The organism is Carboxylicivirga caseinilyticus (assembly GCF_050589785.1).
GTDB lineage: Bacteria > Bacteroidota > Bacteroidia > Bacteroidales > Marinilabiliaceae > Carboxylicivirga > Carboxylicivirga caseinilyticus.
Map to the genome: position 1 here is coordinate 35,297 of NZ_JBNGOX010000045.1, position 15,787 is coordinate 51,083.

A 15,787-nucleotide genomic window follows, 5' to 3' on the forward strand; every position below is an offset into this window, starting at 1 on the left:
CTTGAATATTAAAAATCGCCATAAACTGAGTTCAATTGCTAGCTTTATCGAAGTTGATTTTTAAAGGAAATCCAATAACTCAGATTATATTTTGTATTTTAAAACAACACTAGCTATAATATAGCTAAATACTGTATCCTGCATTGGTTTTATCAAAATATTTTTGAAGAACCATTAATGAGATTAGATCTTCTTGTTTCTTATTCTGAAACTGTTTAACAAACGCATTTGCATTTTTAACAATACCAATTGCTTTATCAGGGTTAAGCATATAATAATTTAGTTTTTCTTCCAGATTAGAATAATCATCCTCAACATGAATATAATGATAATCCGGAAGTAGCTTGCCTTCCATAAACCATGTTTCAAATTTTGGTTTTGGCATAACTGCAACGGAATTAGAAGACATGATCCATTTTAGATTGGTTGCAACATCATTACCTTCAAGACTCATGATAAACTTATATTCCAATTGCTCCTGAATGGATAGCTTTTCTTTAAACCAACTACTATCAATATTCCTTCCTTTAACCTGTCCAACATCACACATTGAATGATTGATGAACTTCTCCATAAAAGAAATTCTATTAACTAATCCATTTTTAATATAACCTCGCCAAACCAATCGATCCTTTTTATCGGCAAAATGCTTGCGATCGTATATAAAATTAAAATGTCGAATTCTATTTAAGTTCAACAAAACAGAATTCTCGTTACTTTCAACTATTGGTCTGCTTTTAACTATTGAAGGCTCTGATGGTATTTCTGTGATATCTCCGAAGAGATAATTAAATTTTAAATCTTTATTAAAAAACCGCGTGTATTCAACTGTATCAAAGAAATATGTTTTGAGTCTACCTGTATACAAAAAGTCGTTAAGTTGAATGCCTTTACTTAATGGAGTATAATCCTGTATTTTATTATAATAGTTAACCCTTTCTAAAATGTATGCCTCATCAAAACTAGAGATTGATTTGAGTTGCGTTTCTAATCTTCTTTGTGGCAAAAACTTATTAATATAAAGCCTAATAAAATTAGAAGCGTAATATTTAAACTTATTGTTCTTTCTGGTTCTTAATGGAAGTATTTGAGTAATCTTATTCACAATTTCACGAATAAATTAACCTGAATTATTGAGATAATACTTCCTTATAATAAGAAATAAGATTTTGAGCAACCTCTTCTTCCCTAAAATTCAGAGCCTGTTTTTTACCTTCTTCAATCATTGCCTTCTGAAGATTTGAATCATTCAAAATTGATTTCATTAAATCGCCAAGTTCTTCAGTATTGCCATACTCAGAATAACGGGCAGCGTCACCACCAACCTCAGGAAAACAACTTCCTTTTGTTGTGATAACAGGCGTTCCTGAGTTTAAAGCTTCTAAGATGGGTATACCAAACCCCTCAAACAAAGAAGGATAAACAAACAATTTTGCCATTTGATATATTGCAGGTAACTCAGGTGTTTCAACGTTGTGGAGAAAAATGGCTTTATCTTCAATATTATTGTCTGTAACGAATTTCTTGATTTTAGACAGGTATTGTGTTGGTCTGCCAACAGCCACCACAGGCAAATCTATATTTGACTTCACCAAAGCTTCAAAAATTCCAAGTAAATTTTTGCGTGGCTCAATTGTTCCAACATACAAAATAAATTCATCAGGAAGATGATACTTCCTTTTAATCTTATCGATCTCTTCGATCGATGCACTATCATAAAATATTGGATTACAACCCTGATAAATAATCTTGATTCGATCAGGGTCAGTTCCAAAGAACTCAACAATATCATCTTTCGACTGCTTACTAATGGCTATAATACCATCAGCAATCTTTAGTGCATGCTTGTATTTTCTTTTAAAAATAGAACGATAACTTGCATCATACAAATGAGGGAAACGCATGAAGATAGCATCATGCATTGTTACCACTGATTTGGTATTTGTTTTGCCAATTCCAATGGGTAACTCATGGCTCAATCCATGATAAATATCCAGATTATTCTTTTTAATCTCTTTCGTTACCCCTTTTGTCCTCCAGTAATTTCGAAAAGTTTTGTGTAGAAATGAATCGGGCATAACCGTCTGTGCATGCTTGATAGACTCAAACTCAATTCCTTTATCTTCTTTAAGTTTATAAAGAAAATATTCCTGTTCTGGATGAAATTTGGTCAAGGCATCAATGCACCATCGACTATAATTTCCTAGTCCGCTTCTATTAAAAAATGCTCTTTTGGCATCGAATCCAATTCTCATAGAGTAATGGCAAAGATTATAACTGTTTAACGTATATACTCTGTTTGCTATACCTTGACAAAGGTAAGAAAATGATAATGACTTATCATTATTATGAAAGGTAAAACAAAACACCTGAATTTAAATGTAATTTAAACTATTTACTATTTCATTTACGAAAAATCAGCTAAGCTGTCTTATTATTCATATTAATACCTTTATTTTGCAGCTTATTTAAATCAACTCCTTCTAATATACCAATCTTAAGGTATAACAAATAGAAAGAGAAGAAAGAAAAACACTTTGAATGAGGCTTTTACTACTAAATTCCATAGGTCGAACTAAATGGGGTGGAGGAGAGAAATGGATGCTTATGACTGCTAAGAAATTAATTTCCAGGGGTCATGAAGTATATATTGGTTGCTCCCAAAACTCTTTGTTAGAGCGACATGCAAAAGCCGATGAATTGCCTGTATTACCCATTAGCATTTATTCCGATTTCAGTCTTCTTGGCTTATTAAAACTGAAAAAGTATTATAAAGAAAAGCCTTTTGATGCGATAATAGGATGCCAGAATCGTGATGTTAGAATTGCAGGTTTTTTAGTAAAAAAACTACTTAAATCAAACTGCCTTGTATACAGTCGACAAGGAGTCCAGCTACTCAATAATTCTAAAAAGTATAAGTATAGCTTTTTACCTTTCTGCGATGGCATTATTACCAATACAGATACCATTAAAAAGGAATATGACAGTTATGGCTGGTGGGCTGATGGTTTTGTAAAAGTAATACATAACGGTGTTGAAAATCATAATGATGAATTAAAACCATTTGATTATGGCAAATTCATAAAGGTCAATGAAAACTCTTATAAAGTTTTATCCACAGGAAGATTATCAACGCAAAAAGGATTTAAATACCTGATTGATGCCGCTAAAGAAGTCATCAAACTAAAGCCTGACACCTATTTTTTTATTGCCGGTAAAGGCAAACGAAAAAGAGAATTAAAAGAACAGATCTCAAAAAATGGTTTATCATCCAACGTCTTCTTAATTGGTTTTCAAGAAAATGTTATCCCATTATTAAAAGGTGCTGATTTGTTTGTTCTACCTTCTTTATATGAGGGGATGCCAAATTCACTTATGGAAGCCATGTCTGTTGGAATACCTGTGATAAGTACAAATGTAAACGGTGTGACTGAATTAATGGAAGATAAAAAGCATGGTTTAATTATTCCGCCTGCCAACAAGGATGAACTGGTTAAAAGCATTCTTTCAATGATTGATGATAAAAATTATCAGGAAATGGGTTTGAATGCAAAAAAACATGTTGCTGAAAACTTCACAATTGATAAAATGGTTGATGAAATAGAGTCATTTCTTCTATTTGAACTTGCAAAAAAGAAGTAAGTTTCTTTATTTCTATAACTGATAAAATTGTATGTATTTATGGTAAAACGATTTTATATCTTCTGGGGAAGAACCATTATATTCTGGTTACTTTTTTTTATTCTTCACCGATTGATATTTATATCCTTTAACGCTGATTTCATTAAAGATACACAAACCACCAATTTAATAAAGTCATTTTTTTATGGTGGAAGGATGGATCTTTCCATCATAGGATACATGATGATGATGGTAGTTTTTGCACAATTGATTTCTTTGGTTCTTACGCGCAAATACAGCTATCGATTTATCACATACTTTAGCTATATTCTTATCATTATTTTTTCAGGCCTACTATTATCCGACACGTACCTATTCTCTTTCTGGGGAAGACATCTGGATGCAGAAGCAATGAGTTTCCTTAACGATCCCAAGGTTGTGCTTTGGTCTCTAGAATGGCATCAATCCATTGGCTTCTTTGTTGCATTTATATTAATAAATGCCTTTATCATTTATGGTTTTGGAAAGCTTGTAAAGCCTCTAAAAATTATAAAGGAGAAAATGAGTTGGACAATGTTCTTCATTCAACTTCCTACTTTAATTCTTTTGGCAGGATTACTAATTATACCCATACGTGGTGGGGTGGGTGTTGCACCCTTAAATACAGGGGCTGCTTACTTTTCATCACAACGTTTTGCTAATATGGCAGCTTTAAACCCAATCTGGAATCTGATGTATTCATACAAGAGACTGGATGCTACCAAAAAACATTATCATTTTATGGATGATAATGAAGCTGAGCAAATTTTTAGTGATTTAAAAGCTGAATCAGGTGAATACTCTCATTTACTATCCGTTGAGAGACCCAATGTGGTTGTTATTCTGCTCGAAAGTTTTGCCGGTCATATTATTGAACCATTAGGAGGACATCCGGTAACTCCGAATTTTACTAATTTATGCAAAGAAGGAGTTTTATTTACTAATTTTTATGCTGCCGCTTCCCGATCGGATAAAGGATTGGTGGCCGCATTAGCAGGATATCAGGTCATGCCAACCTATTCAATCATACGCATGCCTGATAAAACAGAAACCTTATCCTTTCTACCCAAAAAATTTGATGAAGCCGGCTACAACGACATCATGTATATGTATGGTGGCGACATGGGATTCAAGAACATGAACTCTTTTGTGAATCAGGCAGGTTTTAAACGGGTTATTCAAATGGTTGATTTTCCATCAAAATATCAAGGCGAAAAATGGGGCGTTCATGATGAATATACTTTTGACCGACTTGCCGAAGAAATGAATAATGCTCAAGGCTCTTACTTTTATTTCTATTTCACACTCAGTAGTCATGAACCATTTGATGTTCCAATGGAACAAATGTTTGAAGATAAATATCACAACTCAATAGCTTATACTGATAAATGTTTAGGTAATTTCATCAATAAAGTAAAAGAAAACGGGCAATGGGATAATACTTTGTTTATTCTTATGGCTGATCACAGCACTCCCGGACCTGAGAGATTTACCGATGATGTAAAAGAACGGTATCATATACCAATGCTATGGACTGGCGGAGCATTAGCCGTTAAAGATACTACAATAACCAAAGTAGGAAGCCAAACAGATATGGCCCGAACATTGTTAAATCAGTGTGGCATAAATGATGATGGATTTCCATTTAGTAAGAACTTGCTGGATAAGGGAGTAGAAGGTTATGCGTTCTTCGATTATCCTGATGCAATGGGATTTGTTGAAGACAGTTTATACCAGGTGTATGACAATAGAATGGGACGTTTTATTCAAATGGAAAACGCTCATAATCACATAGACAGCTTAAAGGCGAAAGCATATTTACAAGTTCTTTCGCTCGATCATAAAAGAAGATAGTAAGATAATGAAAGGATTGAAAAGGGAAGATTTTGAAGTGATGGCACCGGTTGGTTCATATGAATCATTAATGGCAGCTATACAAGGGGGAGCAGATTCGGTATATTTTGGTATTGAGCAACTAAACATGCGCTCAAGATCATCAAATAACTTCAGTACAGAAGATCTTCGAAAAATTGTTCGCATAGCCAAAGAAAATGGCATTAAAACATACTTAACAGTTAATGTTGTCATCTTCAATGAAGAATTAGCATTAATGCGAGAGATTATTGATGTTGCAAAAGAAATGGAAGTTACTGCCATTATTGCATCCGACCAGGCAGCTATCAACTATGCTCATCAAAAAGGAGTTGAAGTTCATATTTCAACTCAGGTAAATATCTCAAATGTAGAAACTTTAAAGTTTTATAGTCACTTTGCCGATGTAGTGGTTTTAGCCCGGGAGCTTAATATGGACCAGGTTAAATCAATTTATCAGACAATTATTGACGAAGATATACGAGGCCCAAAAGGTGAGTTGATTCAGATTGAAATGTTTGCACATGGTGCTTTATGCATGGCAACATCTGGTAAATGCTACATTAGTCTGCATCAGTTGAATTCTTCGGCTAACCGAGGAGGTTGTTTACAACCTTGCAGAAGAGGTTATGAAGTGACCGAAAAAGAGTCTGGAATGCAGATGAGTCTTGAGAATGATTACATAATGTCTCCCAAAGATCTGAAGACCATTCACTTCCTAAACAAGATGATTGATGCGGGTGTAAGAGTCTTCAAAATCGAGGGACGAGCCCGTTCGGCTGAATATGTTAAAAATGTTTGTCAGTGTTACAGCGAGGCAATCTCAGCTGTGATAGATGGTACCTATGGCGAAGAAAAGATAAAAGAATGGGATGCCAAATTATCCGAAGTCTTCAATCGTGGATTCTGGGATGGTTATTATTTAGGGCAGCGATTAGGCGAATGGAGTCATAATTATGGCTCAAGAGCCACCAAGAAAAAGATGTATATTGGCAAAGGATTAAACTACTTTCCAAAATTGGGTGTAGCAGAATTCTTAATGGAAACACAGAGTCTGCAGGTAGGTGATGAAATACTTATTACAGGACCAACAACCGGGGTGCTTCAGATGAAAGTACCGGAAATCAGAGTAGACCTTAAACCTGTTGAAAAAACAATCAAAGGAGAGCGTTTCAGCATGCCTGTTGAGATAAAAATCAGACGATCGGATAAATTATATAAACTTACTGACACCTTAAATAATCAGGAAAATGATTGAAGGTAATCTTCTAAAAATGCGCACCAGTATCGAAAATGATACTGTTCAGTATCAACTGGTATTAAATGATTCAAAAGTTGATCTAAATAAACTGATAGGTAAATCGGTAAAGCTGACATACAAGAATCAGATCAACTGCATTTCATGCGGAAAAATTACTTCTAAATCATTTGGTCAGGGATTCTGTTACAGTTGTTTTCAAACAGCACCTGAAGCAGAAGAATGTGTGCTGAATCCCGAAAAATGCAGAGCTCACCTAGGGGAATCTCGCGATCAGCAATGGGCCGAAGAACATTGCTTAATACCACATTACGTTTATCTGGCAGTTGCTTCCGGCATTAAAGTTGGAGTTACCAGACATACGCAAATCCCTACCCGATGGATTGACCAGGGTGCCTGGAAAGCAGTTATTATTGCTGAGACTCCAAACAGACATATAGCGGGTGTGATCGAATCGTTCCTTAAACAGTACTTTTCAGATAAAACAAACTGGAGGAATATGCTTAAGAATCAGTTAGCTGAAGAAATTGATCTGATTGAAGAGCAAAAAAAAGCAATTGAATTTCTTCCAAAGGAATTACAAAAATATGCTGCTGAAAACAGCAAGGCAACTGAAATAAATTACCCTGTTTTGCAATATCCTCTAAAGCCACAATCAGTTACATTTGACAAAGAATTAAGCATCGAAGGCATATTGCAAGGTATCAAAGGTCAGTATCTACTATTTGATAATGACAGAGTAATCAATATTCGTCGTCATAGCGGATACCTCGTACAAATTGAGGAGTAATTCTATTTTAATATTATTTCATCAATATACATTGACGAAGGAATATTTTTGATAGTTAGTCCCGGATTAATAAATTTTATTTTAAGATATCTACCATTTTTTTGCCCACTAATCTGAGCCAGACAATTCTGGTTCTCTTTAGTGTCGGTTGATGGCACCAGATTTACATTACCAAATAATTCGTAGGTCTCGTTATTGTTTGAAATACTCACCTCAATTGCTTTGGGACCTAAAATGGCATCTACAGGTCTTATGAGATAAGAAATATAGAGCTCTTTAATTTGTTTTCTTTTTGCAAGCTTGTAGGTTATCTCAACATTACCGGTATCTGATTTTACCCATCCTTCTTCAAGGTTCATTTTACCATGTTTCAAATCTGATAATAAAGTTACTCCTTGTTGATTTGCAAGATCATCTGGAGTGAAATCAATGATTTCTTCATCGAGATTTCCTTTTCGAACAAAAGTCTTTGAAATGATGCCTGATGGCTTTTTCCCATCCGAATAAGCAAAAGCAGAAATAGAAGTTGACCTCTTTAATTTGATGGGTCCTTCGTAAAGCAAGGAAGTTGTATCGGGTGATGAACCATCTATGGTATAAAATATTTTTGTTGAATTACCCATGATTGATATTGGAACTTCAATTTCCTTGTCAAAAGCTAATTCGTTTGTGTTGAAATATGGATCTGGCAATGCAGGAATTAATTCTTTTTCTTTCTCACTTTTCTTCTTTTCATTCAACCTGAAAGAAAGAATAGCTTTAATAGGGTAATGATCTGAAATGAATGTGTCATTTTCCTTAACTGGAAACGTTTTGAATGATTGAACCAGAAACATTCCATTAACAAAAATGTGATCGATGATTACCTTTGATGTATCATCCTTAAAACCATTAAAAGTAGTCAACAAATCATTATTGGTTGTAAGATTCTCAAAACGAGAATCCCATAATGGTGTATGATCCTTCCAATTACCGGTTAATGTCTTATAACATTGCTCATCAAACGATGCATTAAAATCACCTGTCACAATTACCGGAGCTTCACCGGCCAGAATGTGAATTTTATCCAACAATAAAACAGCACTCTCATTTCTTGCAAATTCACTTACATGACTGAAATGTGTATTGAATACATAAAAAATATAACCATTGTCAAGGTTCTTCAATTGTACCCAGGTGACAACCCTTGGAAAATATGCTCCCCAGCTTTTACTTCCGGCTTCTTCGGGCGTATTGGATAACCAAAAATGAGATGATGAAATAAGTTCAAATTTTTCTTTATTGAAAAAGATGGGCACCATCTCTCCTCCTAGTTTACCATCATCCCTTCCTGCTGCAACACTCGAATAATTAGTCAGGTGTTCCTGTAAATGATCCAGCTGTCGTGGCAAAACTTCCTGAAAACCGATAACATCAGGTGATTCTTTATCAATAAATGATAACGCCAAATCTTTTCTATTTTCCCAACTGTTAACACCATCCTGATCGTTATCGTATCGAACATTGAAGCTCATCACACTTAATGTACGATCATTTACACCGCAAGAAGTGAGTATTAAAACAGAAAGAAAAGTATATATTAATCTTATACGCATGAACACAATTTTACACTGCAATAAAAGGGTTGGATCTACATAAGGCATAAAATCAGAAGTCTAAAAAAGACAGCATACCTTAATACAATTAAAAATAAAGGCTATTTCCAGATTTGTCACTATTTATTACATGTACTTTAATAAATAGTTGATGATATCAAGTATTTAGATGTTTTATTTATCCTATTTGTTAAAAAAGCCCGACCAAATTGAGTTGATCAGGCTTTCTTTTGAAAAAAGTGGTCATTGAAAATATTTTTCACCAACCATTCATAATGGTATAGGCTATATCAATTTCATTATCATAAAAGGGCGCTGGCCTAAGAGAATAATTATCACTTTCAAAATCAACATCTTCATCATCCCAGTGGCTATGATTACAATAAAAACCGGGCCAACCATTAGCAGGACTCAATAAGAAACGATGATAATCAACTGAATTCCAGTAGATGGTTATATCAAAGACTTGTTCATCATTATGTGGTCTGTAAATGTATCCTCTTGCACCTGCAGAATTTACCATTGCTCTGCTATAGCTAACATAGTGATCATTTACAATTACCTTACCTGTTAACAGATCAACAGGATGATTTTTAGTATCCCTGATAAACACCTGTATTTCTTTATCATTCTCATTATTCTGCTCAATTTTCACCTTAACTTTTAACTGGTAAGGGTCAGCAATTTCAATATCACTTAGTATCGATTCGGTACAAGCCGAGAATAATAATGCTATCAATAGCAAAATGGGTAGAGCTTTCATAATCTTAAGTTTGAGTTTAGTTAGTAAAGCGAAATAATGTTAGGTGTAAAATCAATTCTGTCCTAATTAATATCACCTGTTAAATTCATATCTTTATAAGTAAGGTATAGAGCTGCAAGAATCACATATTTTCAAATAAAACCCCTTGAGTTGGCAAATTCATATTCTTAAGAGGTTCATCAAATGGTTTGTCAAGCCATTTTTGAAGGTCAATTTTTACAAAAAGGTTCAATCGTATAAATGATACCAGGTTTGATAATCGCCATCCAAACTGAGATAAAGCTTTCAGGTATTTTAGGACGAGTATGGTTATTAATGCCGACCATATTTGTATCATAACTGCATTTTCACTGGTTCCGATAAAGCTTTTAATATGCAATAGCTGTTTTATCTCCCTAAAAAATATTTCGATTTGCCATCGGCTACGATATAGTTCACTGATTGTGTTTGCTGTCCAAGACATTTGATTAGTGATCAGTTCGATTACTTGTTGGTTTTCTTCATTCCATATTGCCACTCTTCGGAGTCTTTTGGAATAGTTTTGTTTAGCCTTAGGGCCAGTAAACTCGATGATTTCATCTTTCAGTATGTGCTGATGTCTGTTATCGGGGAGTTCTAGGTCTTTGACTGATTTAAACTTCAGATTTTCTTTATGCCTGACAACAAAATATACCGAGTTGCTGTCCCAAACATTTAAAAGGGAGAAATCATTGTAATATCTGTCGGCTACAATTACGCTATTGGCCAACAATGGTACATCGTAAGCCCCTTTATTATCGGCCGTTTTCCCATCGGTAATATTTACATAAGCAGGCAGGTTTCCATCATAATCAAGTAGTGTGTGCATTTTTACTGCCCCTTTTGCTGTTTTATACTTTGCCCAATCAAACAAACTTAAACAAAGGCTGATGGTTGAAGAATCTAACAGGAATATTTTTGATTTGATCCTAAATTTAGATTGCTTAATATTCATCTGCTGTCCTAATTGGGATAATAACTTGTAATAGTAGTCTCTGAATAATTGCCAATCACGATGTTTGTTTTGATAACTGATGGTTGATTTTGAAGGTGCTTTTTGTATTCCTAAGTGGTTTAAATTGCCGGTTGCCGATCGTAAACCATTACTGATATCTCGCACGGATTGACTCTTTGCAAATTGGCAAAACAACATCGAAACAAGGTGTGTCCAACTGTTATAGCCCTTTTGATGTTTATCTGTTTGGCGTTCTTCAACCAATGATTTGAATGAACCTCTATCTAATTTTGAAATAATCTGCGAGAATAAATTTACCTTTACCATATGTGAGAAGTTTGTTTTTGTTGTAGCAACTCAAATATAGTTTGAGATACTTAAACTTCTTCTCACTTTCTTTTATCGTTTAGGACGCGATTGGTGTAAAATAAATCGCTTCTATAATTATGACAATTCAAACCAATAAAACACTTACACCACATTACCACATCACTCAACAGCATAAAAATTCGCATTTGTACTATAATAACCATGAGTCAGAATGTCTCAATAATTCAATGTTGAAGTATCGATAAAATAAAAGAGTTCGATCGTAATTCAACCATTCTGATTATATTGCTGTTCATATTGCTGAAATATTTGTTATCGCTTATTAGAAAACAGATATAACAGCTTTCAATACCTATTTAGCTCTGAAAAGAAAAGAAGTTATTGTTTTCTGGTATAGTTATAGATTGATAAGTTAAACGCATTGTTAATGAGTAATCAACATTATTCAGTAATCATAATAGGAGCAGGTGTAACAGGCCTGACTCTTGCTCATCATTTAAATAAGAAGAATATCGATTTTCGGGTTATTGAGAAGAATGATCGTCACGGTGGAGTTATTCAAACCAGGAAAAAAAATGGATTTGTTTATGAATCAGGTCCCAACTCTGGTGTTATCTCCCACCCCGAAGTTGTTTCATTATTTGATGACTTAGGTGATGCTATTAAATTAGAAAAAGGAAATGATCTTGTTAAAACAAGGTATGTTCTAAAAAATGGAGAATGGCATGCTTTACCCCAGGGATTAATACCAGCTGTAACAACTCCTCTGTTTTCATTAAAGGATAAATTCAGAATATTAGGCGAACCCTTTAGAAAACCAGGTTCAGATACGGATGAGACCTTAGCAGAAATGGTTAAGCGTAGAATGGGAAAAAGTTTTCTGGATTATGCTGTTGATCCGTTTATTCTGGGAATATATGCAGGTGATCCATCCATGCTTATTACCCGTCATGCCATGCCTAAACTTTATAATCTTGAACAGAACTATGGAAGTTTTATAAAAGGCACCATCAAAAAACACAAAGAACCAAAGACCGAAATAGAGAAACGAGTTGACCGGGCAGTATTTTCAATTGAGGGTGGATTGAGTCAATTAACAGATGCCTTATTAAGAAGTGCCGGCAAAGAGAATTTTCAGTTCAGCGCCGATGAAATCAAAGTACATCCTTTAAAGGATGGAAAGTTCGAGGTATCCTTTATCAGGAGCGAAGAAAAAGTAGTTTATACAGCAGATAAAGTAGTAAGTACTTTTGGTTCTGTTGGGTTGAAAGAAACATTTTCTTTTCTGGAGCAGGAAGAACTGGCAAATCTGACCAATCTGAAATATGCAAGGGTAGTTGAAATTGCCTTAGGTTTTGATAACTGGGAAGGTCGTCCTTTAGATGGATTTGGAGGATTAATCCCGCATAAGGAGAAAAGAGATCTGTTAGGTGTTTTATTTATGTCTTCTCTGTTTAAAAATCGTGCGCCTGAAGGTGGCGCATTGCTTTCGATTTTTATGGGTGGTATACGAAATGAGAAATTATGCGATTTAGATGATAAAATACTGATGGAAGTGTTGGAAAAAGAAACCAAAGATGTAATGAAACTAGATACTTTTAATCCATCGATGGTTGATATTATGCGTTATTCACATGCTATTCCACAATATGCTGTGAATTCCGACCAACGATTTAAAGCCATTGATAAAGTGCAGAATCAATACAAAGGACTTTTTATTGCAGGTAATTTAAGAGATGGTATAGGAATGGCTGATCGCATCAGACAAGCCACTCAACTTGCACAATTAATTAGCCAATGATACGAAACGGAATACTGATTTTTCATATTATAACAAGCATCTTAGCCTGTCTGGTCACTTTAGTAATTGTGTTCAGAGCTATTGTAGGGTTAACTAAAAAAGCCGATGTTACAGGATTGGATGTTCGATTACCTCTTTGGGTAACCGTTTTATTATACATTCAACTAGCATTGGGAACAGCATTGTTCGTATTTTATATGGTTGATTACACGCATGGTGAGATAGACTTATTAAAACGAACAGAATTAAGAAGTCGATTTTGGGCAGTTGAGCATTTTATTCTAATGGTTTTTACGCTTGTTGTCAGCCATATTGGCTGGATTTTTGCCCGACAAAGCAAGCAGTCTGTAATTATTTATAAAAAAAATCTTTTGTATTTTGGTGTTGCATGTGCTATGATAATGGTTTCTATGGCAATGAATGTTATTAGGCATGCAGTGTAAGATTATATGATGCAAAAATAAAATGAGCCTTTTATGAAGATTCTGATTGTTGAAGACGAACCGGAATTAGCCAATAGTATAAAAACTTTTCTTGAGTCAGGAGGTCATCTTTGCGAACAAGTAAGCCGATTAGATGACGCCCTTCACATTGTTGATACTGTGTTCGATATCATCGTGCTCGATTTGAATCTCCCTGATGGAAATGGTTTGGAAGTCGTACGAAAAGTTAAAAATAAAGGAATGAAAACCGGTATTATCATTGTTTCGGCAAGAGATAGTCTGGATAATAAAATTGAAGGTCTCGAACTGGGTGCTGATGATTATCTTACCAAACCATTTCAAATGGCTGAGTTAAATGCCCGTTTGAAATCAGTGGTTCGAAGGGTTCACTTTAAAGGTGACGATCATATTGAATTTAATGAATTAAAAGTTATTCCGGGTGAGATTTTGGTAACTGTGCACAATAAACCCGTTGATCTGACTAAAAAAGAGTTTGACCTATTAGTTTATTTCATTGCCAACAAAAACAGGGTACTGACCAAAACCGGTATTGGAGAACATATGTCAAAAGATTTTATGGATTATGGCTTTACCGACGATTTTATTTATACCCATATCAAAAACCTGCGCAAAAAGTTGTTAAAAGCAGGTTGCGGTGATTATATCCGCAATGTGTACGGAGTAGGTTATAAATTTACAGATACTGAATAATATGATTATGAAACGTCCTAAAGCAAATAAAAAAACTCTTATAAGGTGGAAAATATATATTGACCGGGCAAGAATGTATATCGGTTACATCCAGTTTTTTATGATCGGATTTGTCTTTCTTGAGTCGTTTAAAAATAAAAAACTGCAGGAATTAATATTCGATAATATCTTTTTGTCAATTCCCGTTCTTTTTGTTCTCTTTATTATCTTATCTCTCATCATTGGTAGAATCGACACGATACTTGGATTGCGTGAAGAAGAGTTGCGTAACTCAACACAATCAAATCCGGTCATGAGAGATATTCTTAATGGAATTGAAGAAATGAAGAAAGAATTAAAGGAATTAAAGGAACTTCAATCAAAAGATAAAACTACTTAAAATGAAACTGCTAACTAAAACGGGTTTAAATTTTATCTCAGCCAGTATTTTTTTCTTCCTGTTGGGTAGTTTAGGAGGATATTATTTCATACGTTATGCAGTTAATAAATTTTTAAACAATGAGTTACTGGCAGCTAAACGTTTGATCGAACAGGAGGATGATTTTACCACATTAAGATTAACCTATGCTGATATTCACGTTGATACATTACAAAATAAGCTTCTGAACGAAAATGAAATCTTCAATGATACCGTTATCATAAATAGACAAACAGGTAATTACGATTTTTACAGGAAACTAACATTTGAAAAGCAAATCGATCAGGGTGTTATTCAATATGCTATATTTCGGTCTACTGCACCATCAGATTTGTTGGTAATGAAATTCACATTGATGCTGGCTGTTTTTCCTATTATCTTTTTTGTTATTCTTTATCTGGTCAACAGGGCTTCAACTAAGCATTCATTAAGTGTGTTTTACGACACCATAAAAAAACTCCGAACCTTTGATGTTAATAAAGATAATACGTTGGAGTTGATGACCTCAGACATTGACGAATTTGAACAGCTAAATGTGGTATTTAATGCGATGGGCAAAAAGATTAAGGATGATTTCGAACGTCTGAAACAGTACACCGAAAACACATCGCATGAATTACAAACACCGCTGGCAATTATTGTATCTAAAGTTGATGAGCTGCTGCAATCGCCCAATCTGACTGAGAAAGAATTTAAAACGCTGGCAGCACTAATGGAAACTGTCAGCCGTTTATCTAAAACCAACCAAGCTCTAATTTATCTGGCTAAACTCGATAACCGCATGTTTAGCGATGAGGAAGAAATTAATTTTGTGGAAATGGTTCGTGAACAAATTGAACTTTTTGAACCTATGATAGAAGATAAACAAATCAAAGTTGATTTTATCTCATCAGGAACTTGCAGATACAGGATGAATCGTACCCTGGCACAAACATTGATTCAAAACCTGGTGAAAAATGCTATCCGACACAATAAAGAAAACGGTTATATAAAAGTTGATTGTTCAGAACATTCACTATTTATTGCCAATAGTGGCGACCCTCTGAATATTAAAACAGAAGAACTCTTTGAGCGATTTAAAAAAGCCGGGAATCATCCTAAATCATTAGGAATCGGATTATCCATTGTGAAACGTATCTGTGAGATATCTGGAATAGATATTCAATATGACTG

The 15,787-nt window shown here is 34.5% G+C and carries 14 protein-coding genes; 9 read left to right on the plus strand and 5 right to left on the minus strand.

Annotated features, from left to right (window positions below; genetic code table 11):
* Positions 1–124: 124 nt before the first annotated feature.
* Positions 125–1,105: a glycosyl transferase family 90 gene (locus ACRD62_RS18650; protein WP_430821624.1), complete on the minus strand. Its 981-nt coding sequence runs from the start codon at positions 1,103–1,105 to the stop codon at positions 125–127.
* 25 nt (positions 1,106–1,130) lie between these two features.
* Positions 1,131–2,255 (minus strand): glycosyltransferase family 4 protein, encoded by a 1,125-nt coding sequence (locus tag ACRD62_RS18655; RefSeq protein WP_430821625.1) that lies wholly within the window; start codon positions 2,253–2,255, stop codon positions 1,131–1,133.
* Positions 2,256–2,541: 286 nt separating this feature from the next.
* Here ACRD62_RS18655 and ACRD62_RS18660 point away from each other — a divergent pair, with 286 nt between their 5' ends.
* From ACRD62_RS18660 to ACRD62_RS18675, 4 genes are read left to right on the plus strand one after another with little or no spacing between them, the layout of a single operon-like run.
* On the plus strand, positions 2,542–3,642 hold the full coding sequence (locus ACRD62_RS18660) for a glycosyltransferase (RefSeq protein ID WP_430821626.1): 1,101 nt from the start codon (positions 2,542–2,544) through the stop codon (positions 3,640–3,642).
* Between the two features lie 39 nt (positions 3,643–3,681).
* Positions 3,682–5,514 carry an LTA synthase family protein gene (locus ACRD62_RS18665; RefSeq protein WP_430821627.1) on the plus strand — a complete coding sequence of 611 codons (1,833 nt, stop codon included), beginning with the start codon at positions 3,682–3,684 and terminating at the stop codon, positions 5,512–5,514.
* Between the two features lie 7 nt (positions 5,515–5,521).
* Positions 5,522–6,790: a peptidase U32 family protein gene (locus ACRD62_RS18670; protein WP_430821628.1), complete on the plus strand. Its 1,269-nt coding sequence runs from the start codon at positions 5,522–5,524 to the stop codon at positions 6,788–6,790.
* Positions 6,783–7,580 (plus strand): DUF2797 domain-containing protein, encoded by a 798-nt coding sequence (locus ACRD62_RS18675; protein ID WP_430821630.1) that lies wholly within the window; start codon positions 6,783–6,785, stop codon positions 7,578–7,580. The genes ACRD62_RS18670 and ACRD62_RS18675 overlap by 8 nt, the downstream gene beginning before the upstream one ends.
* A gap of 2 nt (positions 7,581–7,582) precedes the next feature.
* On the opposite strand, the gene ACRD62_RS18680 is transcribed toward ACRD62_RS18675, so the two are convergent.
* The 3 genes from ACRD62_RS18680 to ACRD62_RS18690 all read right to left on the minus strand — a co-directional run bounded on the left by ACRD62_RS18680 (position 7,583) and on the right by ACRD62_RS18690 (position 11,238).
* Entirely contained in the window at positions 7,583–9,175 is a 1,593-nt protein-coding gene (locus ACRD62_RS18680) for an endonuclease/exonuclease/phosphatase family protein (RefSeq protein WP_430821631.1), read from the minus strand.
* Between the two features lie 259 nt (positions 9,176–9,434).
* Positions 9,435–9,938 (minus strand): hypothetical protein, encoded by a 504-nt coding sequence (locus ACRD62_RS18685; protein ID WP_430821632.1) that lies wholly within the window; start codon positions 9,936–9,938, stop codon positions 9,435–9,437.
* A gap of 121 nt (positions 9,939–10,059) precedes the next feature.
* Positions 10,060–11,238: an IS4 family transposase gene (locus ACRD62_RS18690; RefSeq protein ID WP_430821633.1), complete on the minus strand. Its 1,179-nt coding sequence runs from the start codon at positions 11,236–11,238 to the stop codon at positions 10,060–10,062.
* A 430-nt stretch (positions 11,239–11,668) separates the two neighbouring features.
* On the opposite strand from ACRD62_RS18690, the gene hemG reads away from it, so the two are divergent.
* From hemG to ACRD62_RS18715, 5 genes are all read left to right on the plus strand, one after another.
* Positions 11,669–13,042, plus strand: coding sequence for a protoporphyrinogen oxidase (gene hemG / locus ACRD62_RS18695; protein ID WP_430821634.1), 1,374 nt, complete (start codon positions 11,669–11,671; stop codon positions 13,040–13,042).
* On the plus strand, positions 13,039–13,485 hold the full coding sequence (locus tag ACRD62_RS18700) for a hypothetical protein (protein WP_430821635.1): 447 nt from the start codon (positions 13,039–13,041) through the stop codon (positions 13,483–13,485). Before hemG ends, ACRD62_RS18700 begins: the two co-directional genes overlap by 4 nt.
* 33 nt (positions 13,486–13,518) lie before the next feature.
* On the plus strand, positions 13,519–14,196 hold the full coding sequence (locus ACRD62_RS18705) for a response regulator transcription factor (RefSeq protein ID WP_430821636.1): 678 nt from the start codon (positions 13,519–13,521) through the stop codon (positions 14,194–14,196).
* Positions 14,197–14,203: 7 nt separating this feature from the next.
* Complete coding sequence (locus ACRD62_RS18710) at positions 14,204–14,575, plus strand: hypothetical protein (protein WP_430821637.1); 372 nt, start codon at positions 14,204–14,206, stop codon at positions 14,573–14,575.
* Position 14,576: 1 nt separating this feature from the next.
* Positions 14,577–15,787: sensor histidine kinase (locus tag ACRD62_RS18715; RefSeq protein WP_430821638.1), on the plus strand; the 1,211-nt coding region annotated here is incomplete at its 3' end.